The sequence below is a fragment of the Acinetobacter sp. Ac8 genome (assembly GCF_055392545.1).
In genome coordinates this window covers 4,548,062-4,565,469 of the sequence record NZ_AP043689.1, presented here as the reverse complement: position 1 = coordinate 4,565,469, position 17,408 = coordinate 4,548,062, and the positions used below count along the sequence as shown (strand labels likewise).

Below are 17,408 nucleotides of genomic sequence, written 5' to 3'. Positions count from 1 at the left end.
ATGACATCATTCATATAGAAAGAATAGGTTTCGATTTCCTGCTGGGTTGGATTATCATTGAACCTATTCAGATTTTGAGTATTTTCATGTCCAATCTATCCTGTCCATGTGGTTCAGCGCTTTATGCTGAATGTTGTCAGCCGCTACATTTGGGTCAGAACAAAGCCAAGACAGCAGCACAGTTGATGCGTTCGCGTTATAGCGCTTTTGCCAAACATGAGATTGATTATATTGTTCAGACCACTGCGCTTGGACAGCAGCAAGCTTTGGATGTTAAAGCGATTTCAGACTGGAGCAAAGCCAATCAATGGCTCAGTCTCGAAGTGGTGCAAGCCCAAGAAAAGCTCGATAAAAATCATGCTCAAGTTGAATTTAAAGCACATTTTCACGATGGTCAGCAGGCTCAAATACACCATGAAGTTTCACACTTTGTCCAGCATGATGGTGTATGGTATTTCTTAGATCCAACCACAGATCAGCCAATCACCATGAAACAGCCATGTATTTGTGGATCCACCAAAAAATTTAAGCAATGTTGCGCACAATTTTTATAACTTTTAGTTCATTTTTGACTTAAAATAGCGCGCATCTTTTCCCATCAGTGGATGAAGGGCAATGTTACTGACGATTATTTATATTATAGCTATTACAGCAGAAGCCATGACTGGAGCGTTGTCCGCAGGACGACGCAGTATGGACTGGTTTGGGGTGATACTGATTGCCTGTGTCACTGCACTCGGTGGCGGTTCTGTGCGAGATGTTTTACTTGGACATTATCCACTGACTTGGGTGAAACATCCTGAATACCTTGTCCTGACATGCTGTGCTGCCTTTGTCACCATTATTATTGCCAAATGGATGAAGCACTTACATTCCATTTTCTTATTGTTGGATGCTTTAGGCTTAATTGGTTTTACCATTATTGGCTGTCAAATTGCCTTGCAAATGGGGCATGGTTTTGTGGTTTCCGCGGTTGCTGGGGTATTAACAGGGGTATCTGGTGGTATTCTACGAGATATTCTGTGTAATGATGTTCCGTTGGTCTTCCGTCGTGAACTGTATGCGTCGATTTCCTTTGTTGCGGTAATTTTCTATTGGTTCTGTATAGATTTTGGTTTATCGCTTGAAATTACCGTGGTTTCTACTTTAGTTTTTGGTTTTGCATTACGTTGTGTGGCGATTTATTTTGGTTTGGAAATGCCGAAATTTATCTATAAAGATCATGATGAACAATCGGCATCTTCTAAAGATGAGTCCTAAGAATGGATGCTTGAACAGCAGCTATTGACTGTGAATCGCTACGTTTAACTTTGAGCTTGCTATGTCATATCTGATTCAGCAAAATCTTAAACTTGAAAAATTTACTGAGCTAGATTTTGCTGTGTATTTTGAATTGGTCAAAAATATTAAAGTCATGCAAATGATTACCGAACGAGCATTAACGCTTGAGGAAGCGCATACGGAATTTGCCAAGATTTTATCTAAGAATGCCTATGATGTAGCATTGGGAAATTATAAAATTCTTGATGCTCAAACAAATGACTTTATCGGTTTAGCCAAACTTGAGTTGGATCAGCCAACAGCAACAACTGCGGAATTGGGTTATATGCTTTTACCTGAATATTGGGGGAAAGGTATTGCCAGTCAGGTTGTTATATTTTTAATTGAGCATGCAAAACAACAAGCATATTTAAAGGATCTCATGGCTATTATTGATCCCGAAAATATAGCTTCAAGAAAAATATTGATAAACAATGGTTTCCATTCTCAAGAGTTTAAAGATTTTGACGGACTAGCAGGAGAAATTCTGCTGTTCAGTCTTTAAAATTAAACAGCGAGCCAAAGGTGTTTCTGCTTTTACATATTTGTTGAGTGCATTATGGATTTAGTATCACGTGTACAACGCTTACCCATAGGTAAATTTCACTATACCTTACTCTGGGTGATCGGGTTGGGCTGGATGTTTGATGCCATGGATACAGGACTGATCTCCTTTATTCTCACCAAAATGGCAGAAGAATGGCAAATGACCCCTACTGAAAAAGGCTGGGTAGTCTCCATTGGCTTTGTGGGTATGGCAATTGGTGCTGTATTTTCAGGTGGTTTGGCTGATCGAATTGGTCGTAGAACAGTCTTTGCGATTACTTTGGTGACCTATAGCATTGCAACCGCGTTATGTGCTTTTGCACCGAATCTGACTTGGTTATTGCTGTTCCGTTTTATTGTCGGATTAGGGCTGGGTGGGCAACTTCCTGTGGCTGTGACTTTGGTCAGTGAATATATCCCCGCTCAAGTACGTGGTCGATTTATCGTACTTTTAGAAAGTTTCTGGGGACTTGGCTGGCTTGTTGCTGCGCTTATTTCTTATTTTGTAATTCCTGATTATGGTTGGCATATAGCATTTTTGATTGGTGGTTTACCTGCAATTTATGTTTTTATGATTCTCAAAAAAGTGCCTGAATCGGTTCCTTATTTGATTAATCGTGGACGAATTGAAGAAGCCCATGCACTGGTACAGAAACTGGAACAGCAGTGTGGGGTAGAAGTGATTGAAACCATTGAAGTCAAACCTGTTTCAGCAAAACAAACGATTTCATTTTCACAGCTTTGGTCAGGTGCTTTTGCCCGTCGTACTTTGATGCTGTGGTTGATTTGGTTTGGTATCGTCTATTCTTATTATGGCATTTTTACTTGGTTACCAAGTTTGCTGGTCAAGCAGGGCTATACCATTGTGCAGTCTTTTGAATATGTGCTCGGGATGATTTTGGCACAATTACCCGGTTATGTGGCTGCGGCTTGGTTGGTGGAAAAGCTTGGACGTAAAGTAACACTCGCTGGTTTTATTGCTATGTGTGCGCTTTCTGCTTACTTCTTTGGTCAAGCGACTTCAGTCAATATGATTATGTTGTGGGGATGCTTAATGTCGTTCTTTAATTTGGGTGCATGGGGGGTGCTATATACTTATACGCCTGAACAATACCCAACCAATATTCGTGCTTTTGGCTCAGGTTGGGCATCTGCAATCGGTCGTATGGGGGGAATTGTCGCACCGTTGGTGGTAACCCATATGATGGTGGCAAGTGATGGATTTAGTTCCGTCTTTATGATGTTTACGATTGTACTTTTCGCTGTTGCAGCTGTGGTTTTGGTCTTGGGTGAAGAAACCAAAGGTAAGACCTTAGAAGAGATTGGGTTATAGTGGTTTATTGAAATATATAAAAACATAGCGCTAAAAAACGATAACAAAGAAAAAGTATACAATGGCTGATATAGGGTTAATCTTGCCTCTCAGCCATTTTAATTTCTCTAACGTTAAAATTAAAAAAACTAACCATTCATAGCGATATTATCAAATAGATCAGACCAGTATTGAGGGCGAAATAATGAAAAGTAAAATAGGATTAAGCTTTTGTATTGTTTATCTTTTGCTTACCGCATTTTGTCTTTATATCGCGTTAGACCCAATGACGGATAACAAAGGAAACTTTGTTTTCTTACAATTACCGATAGGTTTTCAAGTCTCGGCATTTAATGCAATTGGCTTAGGCGCTTTATTCGATCGGCTGTCTTGGACGCAAGCGTACAGTTTTGTGGTTCCTGTTACTTTGCTGCTTCTATATGGGATCGGGTGGTTGTTGAGTTCGAGCATTCATTCTATAAAAACGCGAAATGGACCACTTCAATAAGTTTCAGCATTTATAAATTTCATTTGAAATAAAGCGCATACCCCAATTTAAAAATAGCAGTTTAAATAAAAGTTGCTCATTTCTTAAAAAATGGATAATTTTACGTCATTAGAAAGATCTAAAGACGCAATTTGTCGTTGTAGGGTACACTTGCACTTGTGTAGTCAGACCCTGCGACTTAGCATAAGAACGTAGATACAAAACATTTATTTAGAACGCACTTATTTAGGATAAAAGGTTGTTATGACAAGCCTTGCGCATCATGCGACAGAAAATCGTTCCGTAGCAGAATTTACTGAACAAGCTTACCTCAACTATGCCATGTACGTGATTATGGATCGTGCATTGCCACACATCAGTGATGGTTTAAAACCTGTACAACGCCGTATCGTTTATGCGATGAGCGAATTGGGATTAAAACCAAGCGGTAAGCCGAAAAAGTCTGCACGTACAGTCGGTGATGTATTGGGTAAATACCATCCGCATGGTGACTCAGCCTGTTATGAGGCTATGGTGTTGATGGCACAGCCATTTAGTTACCGTTACCCATTTATTGAAGGGCAAGGGAACTGGGGTTCGCCTGATGATCCTAAATCATTCGCAGCCATGCGTTATACCGAAGCCAAACTCTCACCTTATAGTGATTTGTTGCTTTCTGAATTAGGTCAAGGGACCTGTGATTGGCAAGATAACTTTGATGGTTCAATGAAAGAGCCTGTCAATTTACCAGCACGTGTACCAAATATTTTACTCAATGGTACCACTGGTATTGCAGTGGGAATGGCAACGGATATTCCGCCACACAATTTACGTGAAGTGGTTAAAGGTACGATTGCTTTAATCCGTAATCCAAACTTAACAGATGAAAAAATTGCAGAATATATTCCTGCACCTGACTTACCGACCAAAGCAGAAATTATTACACCACGTGATGAATTATTAAAAATTCAAATGACTGGACGTGGTAGCTATCGTACCCGTGCCGTATATACCATTGAAAAAAATGAAATTATCATCACTGAGCTGCCATATCAAGTTTCTGGCTCAAAAGTCATCACGCAAATTGCAGATCAAATGCAAGCCAAAAAACTGCCATTGGTCAGTGACTTACGTGATGAATCAGACCATAAAAACCCAACACGGTTGGTGATTGTATTACGTTCAAACCGTATTGATGCCGATGCAGTCATGAGTCATTTGTTTGCGACAACCGATTTAGAGTCGAGCTATCGTGTCAATATGAACATGATCGGTGCTGATGGTCGTCCACAAGTTAAATCAATCCGTCGCATTTTATTAGAATGGATTGAAATTCGTAAGAGTACTGTCACACGTCGTCTGCAATATCATCTGAATAAAATTGAAAAGCGCCTACATATTCTTGGTGGTTTGATCATTGCGTATTTGAACATTGATGAAGTGATCAAAATTATTCGCGAAGAAGATCAACCTAAACCCGTATTGATGATGCGTTTCAATATTGATGAAGTTCAGGCAGAAGCAATTTTAGAGCTTAAGTTACGCCATTTGGCAAAACTTGAAGAAATGGAAATGCGCCGTGAGCAAGAGGAACTCGAGGCCAGAGCAGCGGTAATTCGTGAACAACTTGCAAATCCAGAGTCATTAAAATCTTTAATTATCGAAGAACTTAAAGATGATGCGAAGAAGTTTGGTGATGATCGTCGTTCACCGATTGTGCAACGTGAAGAATCACAAGCCATTAGTGAACAAGATTTAATGCCAGCTGAAGCGGTAACAGTGATCCTTTCTGAAGCGGGCTGGGTTCGTGCAGCCAAAGGTCATGATATTGATGTTGAAAAATTAAATTTCCGTGCTGGTGATCAGTACTTGAGTTCAGCACAAGGCAAGTCCAATCAGAAAGTATATATTTTAGATGAAACTGGACGAAGTTATGCTTTGGCCATCAATAGTTTGCCATCGGCGCGTGGTTTAGGAGAACCGTTGAGTTCAAAACTTTCTCCAGCCAATGGTGTGGGCTTTATGCAAGTCCTGATTGAAGATGAAGAAAAAGAAATAGTTGCTGTAAGTTCAAAAGGTTATGGCTTTAAATCGCAAGCTAAACAATTGGATACCAATGCCAAAGCGGGTAAAACATTCCTGACTGTTGCTGAAAATGCGACAGCAATGCCAATTGAAGTCGTTGAAAATCATACTCATTTGGCTATACTCAGCTCAGCAGGACGGCTACTTTTAATTGAATTATCTGAGTTGCCAACGCTGAATAAAGGTAAAGGAAATAAGTTGATACAACTTGAAACTAATGAGTCTGTTCAGTTTATGTTAACTTTGAATTTAGATGAAGTAATACAAGTGCTTGCAGGGCAGCAACAATTAAAATTAAAAGGGGAAGATTTACAGAAATATATCGGTAAACGCGCATCAAAAGGTCAGTTGTTACCGCGCGGATATCAAAAAGCAAATAAACTGTTGATTCAAAGATAAAACTAGCATCCTTGGATTGAAATACGTTATATATGCAAAGTGTTCGTGAAAATGGATGCAATATTGAGCACAAAGAAGCCAAAAAATTATGTTCAATATTGAGAAAAACAGTTTAAAACTAAGGATTACTGATTGGAGATTATGGCATTATGGAAAAAGTTTGGTTCGCTGAATATCAAAAAACTGGAATTCCAGAAACAGTAGAATTGCCACAGGAAAATAGCTCTCTTATTGATATTTTTGAGCGTAATTTCCAAAAATTTGGTTCACGTGATGCCTTTATCTTCATGGATAAAGTGATGTCATTCAGTGACCTTGAATTGGCAAGCCGTAAATTTGCGACTTATTTGCAAAGTTTAGGTTTGGCAAAAGGTTCACGTGTCGCAGTGATGATGCCTAACGTCCTTCAGTATCCCGTTGTTGCTTTAGGTGTATTCCGTGCAGGTTTGGTACTTGTGAATGTGAATCCACTTTATACAGCACGTGAATTAGAACACCAACTTAATGACTCAGGCGCTGAAGCTTTAGTCATTGTTGAAAACTTTGCGACTGTTTATCAAGCGATTATTGGCAAAACACCTGTAAAACATGTTGTTGTTGCATCCGTTGGCGATATGTTGGGTACTTTAAAAGGGACTTTGGTGAATTTTGTTTTACGTAAAGTGCGTAAACAAATTCCAGACTGGAATATTCCAGGACATATTAAGTTTAATGCAGCATTGGCAAAAGTAAGTCCAAGCAATTATAAACGTCCAACCATGACCCTCAGTGATACTGCTGTACTTCAGTACACAGGTGGTACTACGGGTGTTTCTAAAGGGGCGGAACTGACGCACCGTAACTTAGTGGCAAACTTGTTGCAATGTGATGGCATTTTCCAAAGTAAGTTTGGTCAAGGTGATGGTGCGAAAGATGATCGTATCTTCTGTGCTTTACCGCTTTATCACATCTTCGCATTCATGGTGTGTGCGATGTATGGTATGTATAAAGGTCAGGCAAATATTCTGATTCCAAATCCACGTGATTTACCTGCGGTGATTAAAGAATTACGTAAATACCAACCGGGTTTCTTCCCTGCGGTAAATACTTTGTTCAATGCGTTGGTACATAATGAAGAATTTAGACAGCTCGACTTCAGTAAGTTAAAAATGGCGATGGGTGGTGGTATGGCCGTGTTGCCGTCAACCGCTGAAGAATGGAAAAAAGTTACTGGAACCATCATTATTGAAGGTTATGGTTTATCTGAAACGTCTCCAGTTGCAACTGCAAACCCGCCTGCAACGACTGAGTTTAGCGGTACAATTGGTATTCCTTTACCACTGACTGATGTTGCGATCTTAGATGATGATGGCAATCATTTGTCACAAGGTGAGCAGGGTGAAATCTCGATTCGTGGTCCTCAAGTGATGAAAGGTTATTGGAATCGCCCAGATGAAACTGCAAAAGTCATGACAGCTGACGGTTATTTCCGTACTGGTGATATTGGGATTATGGATACCCGCGGTTATTTCAAAATTGTCGATCGTAAGAAAGACATGATTTTAGTATCAGGCTTTAACGTCTATCCTTCTGAAATTGAAGAAGTGATTGCGCAACATCCAAAAGTGCTTGAAGTGGCTGCAATTGGTGTACCTGATGAAAAATCGGGTGAAGTGCCAAAACTATTTGTGGTGAAAAAAGATCCGTCTTTAACCACTGAAGAAGTTCTTGAATATGCAAAAGAAAACTTAACGGGTTATAAACGTCCGCGTTATGTTGAATTTATGGATGATTTACCAAAATCAAATGTAGGTAAAATCCTACGTAAAGATTTACGTAAATAATTGAAAAGTTAAAGATAAAAAAGCGCCAACAAGGGCGCTTTTTTATGCTTGAGGTAAAACAATCGATCGCTTTATATGGTGATTTTATTTTTTATGAGAACGAATATACCAACCGTCAATATAGGGGCGGCTTAAGCCAACAATTGCTGTAAAGGTCAGCATGGTGCCCATTTGACGACCCAGTGCAGAAGGATGAATACTGCCATAGCTAAAATAAATATCGATTAAACAGTATACGACAATAATAGCTAACCAAAAGTATAGATTCATACGCTTTATGCCGACCGCAAAAAAGGCCACCACCAAAACAATAAGCGTCCCCAAGGTGGATTGCCAATTGTAATTTGCACAAATCACGCACAAGAGAAAAGCCAAAATTGGCAATACAATTTTAAGAATACGATCAATCTCCGCTTGTTGATGGCGCTGCTTTTCTAAAACCTCAAACAATTCATTTTGATCTGGTTGCACGTTATTGTCCTCACTACACAATTTTGCAAAACTCTGCATTTAACAAAAAATATTCTGTTCATGCCATGCTATGATAACTCGCATTAACACTTCATGAGAAAAAATCATGTCTGGGATAGATGGCATCATATATTTAATTCTAATTGCCTGTTTACTTCCTTATGTTTTTACCATTATTGCGAAAGCGTCTGGTGGTTTTAAAGCTGCTGATAATCAGAATCCACGTGAATTTTTAGCCAAAACTACAGGCTTGGCGGCACGTGCCAATGCAGTACAACAGAATAGTTTTGAGAGCTTACCTTTATTTATTGCTGCGATTTTAATGGCAGAGTATATGGTGGTATCACAACATCTGATTATGATGTTAGGGATCGCCTATATCGTGTTACGCATTATTTATGGGATTTGCTATCTGGCCAATATTTCAGCGCTACGTACCATTATTTGGGCTTTGTCCTTAGCTTGCCCAATTATTTTATTGTTATTGGTTATTCGCATCGTCTAAACAGTTTTGATGAAATTCATTCATTTTGATGATGCAAAATGTATAATCCGCATCTGTTTGCGCAATTTAGCGTTATAATCGACAAGATTTTAAATAAGACCTCACTTGAAAGAGTATCCTATGAGCTATAGCAATATTCCTGCTGGTAAAGATGCACCAAATGACATCTACGTAATTATCGAAATCCCAGCAAATGCTGCACCGATTAAATATGAAGTAGATAAAGATTCAGATGCTTTATTTGTAGATCGTTTCATGGGTACAGCAATGTTCTACCCAGCGAACTACGGTTATGTACCAAATACATTGTCTGAAGATGGTGACCCATTAGACGTATTGGTTGTAACTCCACACCCATTGGTACATGGTTCAGTGATTCGTTGTCGTCCTGTTGGTAAATTAAACATGGAAGATGATGGTGGTATCGATGCGAAACTAATCGCAGTTCCACATGACAAATTGACTCCGCTTTATAAAGATGTGAAAGAGTATTCAGATCTTCCGGCTTTATTATTGAATCAAATTGAACATTTCTTTGCACATTACAAAGATTTAGAACCTGGTAAATGGGTTAAATTGACAGGTTGGGAAAGTTCAGAAGTTGCCAAAGCTGAAGTCTTAAAAGCAATCGAAGCTGCAAAATAAGCCTGATTAAAATGTGGTTTGAAGATTAAAGAATGTTCAAACCCATAAAAAAACCTGCATCATTCAATGCAGGTTTTTTTGTTTCTGTAGACTTATTCTAAATTAGAAAAATTTCACAGGAATGTCTAAGAAAATACGCCATTCATTGGTATCACCAATATAGACAGGATTATACGCTTCACTTGCACGGTAGTAAGAGTGACGTAGACGTAAGCTCGCATCTTTTGCAAAACCACTTTGCATGGTGTATTTCACCTGATTAAAGAATTCACGTTCTTGTGCATCATCAGTCACGTTGCGAACTTTAATATCCCAACCATAAACAAATGCTGTGGTCCAATTTAAGCCAGCAACACCATAATTGCTAAAGTCTAGGTTATATTGAACTTGTGCTGATTTTTCATGGTTACCAATAAAATCAGACATATAAGAGTTTGGTAAATAAATACTTTGGAAACCGTCAGCATTTTGACCATAGTCATAACCCACATCACCTGTATTTTGTTGATAAGCCAACATCACAGTGTGCGGACCTTGATTATAAGTAGAAGACAATGCCCAGATATTATTGGTTTTTTCTACGCCTGCTTTACCTGTACTTGCATAATCCACATCGACAGGACCAGTTGCAGAATAGGTATTGGCATTTTTATCAAACTTGGTGTGATAACCACTGAAATCGAAAGTTAAAGAACTTTGATTTGCCAATGGGTATTTATAATTTGCATTGATATAATGACGTTCTAACGCATTTTTAGAATCTAAACCATAATAAGATGCACTCAGTTGGTCATCAAATTTGTATTTAGCACCCCAAACAATCGCATCATCTAATTTATTACCATCAGTACTGATCTGATCAGACATTTGGTCTTTAGTGAATTTACCCGCAACAAGTTCTAAATTTTTAATTTCATGGCTGGTTAATAACGTACCTGTAAAATATTCAGGAACAAGACGTGTTGTATTACTTGCCAGTACAGGTAAATCTAAAATTTGCGTACCATAACGTACAGTTGTATTTGAGAAACGAGCTTTTACGCTTGCACCACCACGCGTCCATTGATCATAAGGATCAACTCGACCATTTGCATCTCTTGCACCATTATTTTTAAGTGCAATCATATTGTTGCCAGCATGGGTATTTGGACCGATTTTAAAAGAAAAATCACCAACTGCGCCAACACCAAAACCGACGATACCTGGAGTGAAGCCTGAATCTAAATCAAAAATTGCCGTTTGTGCAAATGAGCTTTGATCATCAATACCATGTTTTTTATCGCGAAGAATATAACCTGTACGAAACAATACAGAACCTTTGGCATCTTCAACGAACCCTTTTGCTTCACTTTGTTCGCTAGCAAATGTAGGGGATATTAGAACCGCGTTAATTAATACAGCTAAAGTAAGTTTTGGAGCATTCAACATGAATTGCCTCGTGAACGAGAATAGATTGCACTGACTGATTGAATTCAGAACAGATTGTGGATGAATTGTATATTTAATCTATAAAAAGGGAATCTCTTTTGATCAAAAATATTACATTTCTGTAATCTTTTACGCAATATTAATTTCTTTACTTATGAGAAAAAGTTCTAAGGATTTATTAAAATGATGATTTTATGTGAAATGTAAAATAAATTAGAAAATATGCTGAATTTATCTCCATGTTTTTTACCAAAAATTTAAAAACACAGTAAAATTCGCCTTTATTTATACGCCCACCTGTTTGCCATCATGAACTCACTTATTTCTAAACTGTTATGGGCAATGCCTATTTGTATCGCGTCGTGCCCTACATTTGCTGACGAATCAAATGTCTTGGTTAAAAATGGCACGATCTCTGGAAATGTGGGACTGGTATCCAAGTATATCTATCGAGGTGGAGTTGAAAATGATGATATTGCTGCGCAAGGTGGTTTAAGTTATGCACATAAAAGTGGCATCACGGTGGGGTATTGGGGTTCTACACTGAGCTATAACCCCGCAGATGATACGCAAAATCATGGTTTTGAAAATAATTTTTATTTAGCTTATGCTCAGGAAATTGCGCAAAATTGGAGCTATAACTTAAAAACCACTGCATATGTTTATCATAAAGGCGGTACTGTTTATGCCGATCAAGCTGATCATCGTAAAACTACATATACGGATCTATCTGCTGAGCTAAGTTATAAGAATCTAACTGCGGGTGCTTCAGTGATGTTAGCTGATGCATCCTCTGCCAATGCTGGTGATGTTTATCTCAGCATTGCTTATCGTCATGCGTTGGTTCAAGATTTTATTTTTAACACTTCTATTGGTGCATCTCTATATAACAGTCATCATGATGACAGTATTGTGCAAACCGAACAGAATTTTGCATTGAGCGAAATACGTTTGGGAGTCAGTAAAACCATTGCCGATACAGGTGTTGCTGCTTCATTAGACTATGTGATCGGCGGTAAAGATCGCCTAGGTGAAGCGTATAAGGACAATCTGGTCTTTGGTTTAGCTTATAGTTTTTAACATGAACATGCGTGAGTCATTCAGCCTGACTCATTTTATTTAAGTGTATGACTGAACATTGGGCATGCACTTTTTTTAGGCATTTTTTAAACTGTGTGCTTTTTCTGAGCAAAAACAATATGCACCCCTAAAATCATCTTATATAAAAAGCCTAAAGCAATATTTATACGCTTTTTATGACAACAATAAAGCACATTATAGAAAATTTACGCTTAGATTTTTCATACTACTTTGCATTAAAACCATGTTTAAAGTAGGTCGGTATGAATCAGTTTCATCAAGTGATGCTTGAAATAGCATATATTCAACAGTTGAAGAATAAAAAAAATTATCCACAATATTTTAATTTTAAAATATTGATAATCAATAGATTACTGCGTATTTCTGAATTTTATAAACAGCTTGAGTTTCATCTTGGCATGGCAATTGCTAATTGCTTAGGGAGTTCATCAAATTTTAGCATAACAAATAAACATCGTATGATGGGGGAGCACTTAAGATGAAATTCTCAACTAAAGCACTAACATTGGCAGTTCTATCGTCTACAGCAACAATGGCAATGGCGGAAGACAACGCACTGTCAAAATTAGGTTTAAGCTTTTCAGGTAGTGCTGCCGTAACGAGTGACTATCGTTTCCGCGGTATGACTCAAACATTAAGTGACCCAGCAGTACAAGCGGGTTTTACCTTGTCGCATAGTTCAGGTTTATATGCGGCTCTTTGGGGTTCAAATGTAAATTTTGGTTCATCTGATCCACATTTAGAATTAGATCCATCTATTGGTTATACAACAGCATTGGCATTATCTCCAACCTTTAAACCGACTTTAGATGTTGGTGTTGTTGAATATAATTATCCAAGTGCAAGCAGTGATTTTAACTGGACCGAGTTTTATGCAAAATTAATATTTGCAGATGTCTTGGTTAAAGGCAGTAGTTTATTGACCAATGTGAACTATACCAATGACTGGGCAGCAGTTGGTGGGAACAGTTGGAATTTTAACGTTGGTTATTCAGCGCCATTTGGTGATACAGGGTTTGGTGGGCTTGCCAATGTGGGCTATACCACAATGGATAAAAAAGCATTACCTGATGGTAAAGACAATTATGTCGACTGGAAAGTTGGGGTGAACTATGCAGTTAAATCTATTCCAGGAGTAACAGCGGAACTTGCAGCAGTCGGAACCAATATTGATACTGATGGATTCACTAATTCTGGGAAACGTGGTGTTGAAACAGGTGCGGTGTTTACTTTAACTAAAGCGTTCTAAGCGCAAATTAAGATCTATAAAGGTGATTTTGAGTCACCTTTATTTTTTGCGATTTGGAAATAAATTAGGCTTTCACTTCAAATGCTGGATGATATTTTACCGTTCCTTGTGGAATGCTTTGGTCAAAGCTAAGGGCTTGAAAATATTCAGCAGGCACACCTTCAAGGATCAAACAGTCATGTGGCTGAAAGCCAAATTTTGAATAATAGGCAGGATCTCCAAGGACCACACATCCTGCGGCATTGAATTGTTGTAACTGCTGTAATGCGTGGTGGATTAAAGCTTTGCCAACCCCTTGCTGTTGATATTCTGGTGCAACTGAAATTGGACCTAAACCATACCAATGTTGTGCACCAGAAGAAATCTCCACAGGTGAAATTGCCACATGCCCAATAATCTGTTGATCCAATTCAGCAACAACTGAAATGGTTAATTGATTTGCCTCTCTGAGTGCATTGACGATCAAGTGTTCTGTATGGTCAGTATGCGCTGCATTTAGAAAAGCCAGTTGAGTGAGATTGAAAATATTTTCAATGTCATCTGCTTGTTCGTTGCGTAGGGTTAAATTTAGCATGTCATTTATCTTCTATACGTCATAGCTTTAATTCTAAGATTGAGTTCCACGATATGACAAGGCTTCAGTTAAATGGGCACTTTGGATTTGCTCACTTTGAGCCAAATCTGCAATGGTCCTTGAAACACGTAAAATTCGATGATATGCCCGCGCGGATAAATTCAAACGTTGTTGTGCCATTTCCAACATCTGCTTGGATGTTTCATCTAAAATCACATATTTTTCTAAGTCTTTTGGCGATAAGTTATGATTTAAATAGCCTTGTCTTTGGATTTGAAAATCACATGCATCAATCACCCGTTCCCGTACTGTGGCTGAATCTTCGACAGGCGTTTGATCCTGCAATTCTTGGGCTTTTAATGGTGGCACATCGATATGTAAATCAATACGATCCAATAATGGACCTGAAATTCGATTTTGATAGCGCTTAATTGCTTCAGCCGAACATTGGCAGCGACTATCTTGGTTAAATGCATAACCACAAGGGCAGGGATTCATTGCTGCAATCAATTGAAAGTTGGCGGGAAATGTAATTTGGCGTGATGCTCTAGAGATAACGATTTCTTTAGATTCAAGCGGTTGCCTTAAAACTTCGAGCACTTTTTTGTCAAACTCAGGCAGCTCGTCTAAAAATAGCACACCTAAGTGCGCCAGCGTAATTTCTCCGGGTTTTGGATTTGAACCGCTGTCATTTACAGTAATAGAATAGAGTGTCATGATAGGTAATCAATAAGTTACTACACTATTTTTACACAAATAAATTAGATTATTTACATAAATAGATAAGAGTAGCTTGCATACTTACATTAATAAGCACGAGTGGCTGTAAGGTAAAATTTTATGAAAAAATTGAGTGACGAATACTTACCTGTTAGAAAAGCTCAAACTGTTTATGGGAGTATTTCAGGAAATTATGCTTTTAGAGGTGAAAAAACCATATGGTTTGAATCGACACTTGAGCGTGATTTCATACTTAAACAAGAATTTAATAACAATGTGATTGATGTTATAGGTCAACCTGTAGTTATTCCCTACATCACTGAATTGGGTAATCAATCAACCTACACCCCTGACTTTTTGGTGCAGTTTTCAAGCTCGAATTGTGATGATTTTGAGGATTTTCCAGTACCAATGCTCATCGAAATTAAGCCTAAGAAAAAGCTTGTTGAGGACTGGGATAAGTTAAAACCAAAATTTAGAGCAGCGCAACGTTTTGCTGCTGATAAGGGGTGGAAGTTTAAAATTATTAGTGAAACAAGATTATATGATCAGTATTGGGAAAATATTAATTTCTTAAGAAAATTTAGACGCTCTCATGTAGATGCCGTTGATCAACAATTATTACTCGATACCCTACAAAAGTTAGGTCAATCAACAATTAATCAATTACCTGCTCATCTTTTTAAAGATAAAACCAATGTTTTAAAAGGGATTCACCAAGTTTGGGCGTTAGTGGCAAAGCGAATGGTTGCTTGTGACTTGTATTGCCCTTTAACGGCTGAAACAGTGATATGGGTGAACCAAAATGATGCATTTTCGAGGAATATCTAAATGATTGAATCTAATGCTGTCAGTATTGATCGTAGTCGTATCACACTTAAACCCAATGTGGTTGTTGGTTATGAGGGAAAACCCTATAAAATTGTGAATGTTTTAAATGCCAATGACATTGTTATATCTAGTCTGGATTCGGTACGTAGTCTACAGGTCAATGCTAAAAGTTTGACCGTTTTTGACGAAGAAAATACGCTAACTGAAAATCTAAATAAAGGTGATCAGGATATAAGTAATGAAGCTTGGCAGATTGCTTTACAACGTTATGAGATTATTAAGCCTTTGATTGAGTATTCAACGACTGAACTGGTCGAAAATAGGGCGAATGAATATGATGTGAATCGTTCAACATTGTGGAAATGGCTTAAAGATTATCGGGAAAATAATTCTCTAATGGCGTTGATTCCCAAAAAACGAGGTTGGACAACTGAAAAATCAAGGTTATCACCTCAAGTGAGCAATATCATTAAACAAGCCATCAATGATGAATATTTGAATGTGAAGAAACCAAGTATTTCCAAAACGATTGAAATTGTAAAAGCAGAGTGTTCTAGGCTTCAGCTTGAAGCACCGCATGAAAATTCTATTCGTAGAAGAATTGAGGCTCTAAATGATTACCAAGTAACAAAAGCACGTCTTGGATCAAAAGCTGCAATAGATAAATTTAAGGCTGCTGCGGGTTCATTTCCAAATGCTGATTACCCTTTGGCATATGTGCAGATTGATCATACTCCTCTAGATATTGAAATCGTGGACGATGAGTTTAGAGAAGCGATTGGAAAACCTCACTTAACCTTGGCAATCGATGTTTTCAGTCGGATGATCGTAGGATATTACCTATCACTAGAAGCACCAAGCACGACTTCAGTAGCGATGTGTATAGCATCTTGTATTTTGTCAAAAAAACGTAAGTTGATCGAACTGGATATTGATGCTGAATGGCAAGTCGAAGGTATCATGGACTCAGTTCATACAGATAATGGGCCAGATTTTAGAACTAACCACATCAGTAAAGCTTGTCTAAAGTATGGGATTCATTGGGAATACCGACCAATTGGAGGTGCAAGGTTTGGCGGTCACATTGAGCGTATGCTTGGTATCGTCAATCTTGAAATGCATGTATTGGATGGTACAACTTTTTCAAATGTGCAACAGCGTGGAACGTATGATTCCGCTAAACAAGCCTGTATGACATTAAAGGAACTGGAATACTATATCGTGTATTGGATTGCCAAAGTCTATCATCAGAAGAAACATTCCGCTTTAGGAACATCCCCAATAGTTAAATGGGAAGAAGGTGTTTGGGGAACGAAGATGACAGCAGGAACGGGTTTGAAAGAACGTGTATCTGATGAAGATACCTTATTTATTGATTTTCTACCTGAATTTGAAGCCACCATTCAGCGTACAGGGGTGCAAAAAGATAAATTATTCTATTTTGCCGACTGTTTAAGACAATGGGTTAATTCCATTGATCTAGAAGACAGTAATCGAAAGCGCAAAAGAAAATTTTTATTTAAACGTGATCCGAGGGATATTTCACAGATTTGGTTTTATGAACCATTTTCTAATATTTATTTTAAAGTACCTACTGCAAAACGAGAGATACCACCAATTAGCTTATTTGAATATAAGCAGGTTCAGAACTATCTCAAAAGTGAGCGTCAGGATGTTCAGAATCAGGATGAAATTTACAAGGCGATTTTACATCTACGTGAACAACTTAATCAGGCTCGAAGCTTGACTCGAAAGCAACGTCGCTCAAACCAAAGAAAAAAGGAAAATGAAAAAGCCATCACTCAGCTTTCCGAGCAGAATCAGTCTAAAAAGACGGTAGTTTCTGAAAGCCTTCAGACAAGTGATGATTTGTGGAGTACTCCTTTAACTGCATTTGATGATTTAAGGTGAT

At 38.2% G+C, this 17,408-nt stretch carries 17 protein-coding genes and 1 pseudogene; 14 read left to right on the top strand and 4 right to left on the bottom strand.

Annotated elements, in window-relative coordinates:
* Window positions 1-86 precede the first annotated feature (86 nt).
* The 7 genes from ACZ5QH_RS21675 (at window position 87) to ACZ5QH_RS21645 (ending at window position 7,972) form a co-directional block, all read left to right on the top strand.
* A complete protein-coding gene (locus tag ACZ5QH_RS21675) occupies window positions 87-554 on the top strand; it encodes a YchJ family protein (RefSeq protein ID WP_262087265.1) in 468 nt (155 codons plus the stop codon).
* Between the two features lie 61 nt (window positions 555-615).
* The gene (locus ACZ5QH_RS21670; RefSeq protein ID WP_004816523.1) at window positions 616-1,260 is read left to right on the top strand and encodes a trimeric intracellular cation channel family protein; all 645 of its coding nucleotides are present in this window, start codon (window positions 616-618) and stop codon (window positions 1,258-1,260) included.
* Window positions 1,261-1,321: 61 nt separating this feature from the next.
* The gene (locus ACZ5QH_RS21665) at window positions 1,322-1,825 is read left to right on the top strand and encodes a GNAT family N-acetyltransferase (RefSeq protein ID WP_303576563.1); all 504 of its coding nucleotides are present in this window, start codon (window positions 1,322-1,324) and stop codon (window positions 1,823-1,825) included.
* Between the two features lie 54 nt (window positions 1,826-1,879).
* Window positions 1,880-3,199, top strand: a complete 1,320-nt coding sequence (gene niaP, locus ACZ5QH_RS21660; RefSeq protein WP_303576565.1) for a niacin transporter NiaP — start codon at window positions 1,880-1,882, stop codon at window positions 3,197-3,199.
* A 184-nt stretch (window positions 3,200-3,383) separates the two neighbouring features.
* On the top strand, window positions 3,384-3,686 hold the full coding sequence (locus tag ACZ5QH_RS21655) for a hypothetical protein (RefSeq protein WP_303576566.1): 303 nt from the start codon (window positions 3,384-3,386) through the stop codon (window positions 3,684-3,686).
* A gap of 243 nt (window positions 3,687-3,929) precedes the next feature.
* Window positions 3,930-6,149, top strand: a complete 2,220-nt coding sequence (gene parC / locus ACZ5QH_RS21650; protein ID WP_034612682.1) for a DNA topoisomerase IV subunit A — start codon at window positions 3,930-3,932, stop codon at window positions 6,147-6,149.
* A 149-nt stretch (window positions 6,150-6,298) separates the two neighbouring features.
* On the top strand, window positions 6,299-7,972 hold the full coding sequence (locus ACZ5QH_RS21645; protein ID WP_004816532.1) for a long-chain-fatty-acid--CoA ligase: 1,674 nt from the start codon (window positions 6,299-6,301) through the stop codon (window positions 7,970-7,972).
* Window positions 7,973-8,056: 84 nt separating this feature from the next.
* On the opposite strand, the gene ACZ5QH_RS21640 is transcribed toward ACZ5QH_RS21645, so the two are convergent.
* Entirely contained in the window at window positions 8,057-8,482 is a 426-nt protein-coding gene (locus ACZ5QH_RS21640) for a hypothetical protein (RefSeq protein ID WP_051065591.1), read from the bottom strand.
* A 67-nt stretch (window positions 8,483-8,549) separates the two neighbouring features.
* Between ACZ5QH_RS21640 and ACZ5QH_RS21635 the strand changes: the two genes are divergently transcribed.
* The gene (locus ACZ5QH_RS21635; protein ID WP_004725268.1) at window positions 8,550-8,948 is read left to right on the top strand and encodes an MAPEG family protein; all 399 of its coding nucleotides are present in this window, start codon (window positions 8,550-8,552) and stop codon (window positions 8,946-8,948) included.
* Between the two features lie 120 nt (window positions 8,949-9,068).
* Entirely contained in the window at window positions 9,069-9,593 is a 525-nt protein-coding gene (gene ppa, locus ACZ5QH_RS21630) for an inorganic diphosphatase (RefSeq protein WP_004725270.1), read from the top strand.
* Between the two features lie 102 nt (window positions 9,594-9,695).
* On the opposite strand, the gene ACZ5QH_RS21625 is transcribed toward ppa, so the two are convergent.
* Window positions 9,696-11,021 carry an OprD family outer membrane porin gene (locus ACZ5QH_RS21625; protein WP_303576567.1) on the bottom strand — a complete coding sequence of 442 codons (1,326 nt, stop codon included), beginning with the start codon at window positions 11,019-11,021 and terminating at the stop codon, window positions 9,696-9,698.
* A 309-nt stretch (window positions 11,022-11,330) separates the two neighbouring features.
* On the opposite strand from ACZ5QH_RS21625, the gene ACZ5QH_RS21620 reads away from it, so the two are divergent.
* The 3 genes from ACZ5QH_RS21620 to ACZ5QH_RS21610 all read left to right on the top strand — a co-directional run bounded on the left by ACZ5QH_RS21620 (window position 11,331) and on the right by ACZ5QH_RS21610 (window position 13,371).
* Window positions 11,331-12,101 carry a TorF family putative porin gene (locus tag ACZ5QH_RS21620; RefSeq protein ID WP_303576568.1) on the top strand — a complete coding sequence of 257 codons (771 nt, stop codon included), beginning with the start codon at window positions 11,331-11,333 and terminating at the stop codon, window positions 12,099-12,101.
* Window positions 12,102-12,364: 263 nt separating this feature from the next.
* A complete protein-coding gene (locus tag ACZ5QH_RS21615) occupies window positions 12,365-12,604 on the top strand; it encodes a hypothetical protein (RefSeq protein ID WP_166781698.1) in 240 nt (79 codons plus the stop codon).
* The gene (locus ACZ5QH_RS21610) at window positions 12,601-13,371 is read left to right on the top strand and encodes a TorF family putative porin (protein ID WP_303576569.1); all 771 of its coding nucleotides are present in this window, start codon (window positions 12,601-12,603) and stop codon (window positions 13,369-13,371) included. The genes ACZ5QH_RS21615 and ACZ5QH_RS21610 overlap by 4 nt, the downstream gene beginning before the upstream one ends.
* 64 nt (window positions 13,372-13,435) lie before the next feature.
* Here ACZ5QH_RS21610 and ACZ5QH_RS21605 read toward each other — a convergent pair whose 3' ends face one another.
* Together ACZ5QH_RS21605 and ACZ5QH_RS21600 are read right to left on the bottom strand one after the other, a co-directional pair.
* Window positions 13,436-13,945, bottom strand: a complete 510-nt coding sequence (locus ACZ5QH_RS21605) for a GNAT family N-acetyltransferase (protein WP_303576570.1) — start codon at window positions 13,943-13,945, stop codon at window positions 13,436-13,438.
* A 33-nt stretch (window positions 13,946-13,978) separates the two neighbouring features.
* Window positions 13,979-14,629 (bottom strand): annotated as a pseudogene (locus ACZ5QH_RS21600) (ATP-binding protein); the annotation flags it as partial.
* Between the two features lie 156 nt (window positions 14,630-14,785).
* Between ACZ5QH_RS21600 and ACZ5QH_RS21595 the strand changes: the two are divergent.
* Together ACZ5QH_RS21595 and ACZ5QH_RS21590 are read left to right on the top strand one after the other, a co-directional pair.
* The gene (locus ACZ5QH_RS21595; RefSeq protein WP_303576572.1) at window positions 14,786-15,496 is read left to right on the top strand and encodes a TnsA endonuclease N-terminal domain-containing protein; all 711 of its coding nucleotides are present in this window, start codon (window positions 14,786-14,788) and stop codon (window positions 15,494-15,496) included.
* A complete protein-coding gene (locus ACZ5QH_RS21590; protein ID WP_303576573.1) occupies window positions 15,497-17,407 on the top strand; it encodes a Mu transposase C-terminal domain-containing protein in 1,911 nt (636 codons plus the stop codon).
* The last annotated feature ends 1 nt before the right edge of the window (window position 17,408 follow it).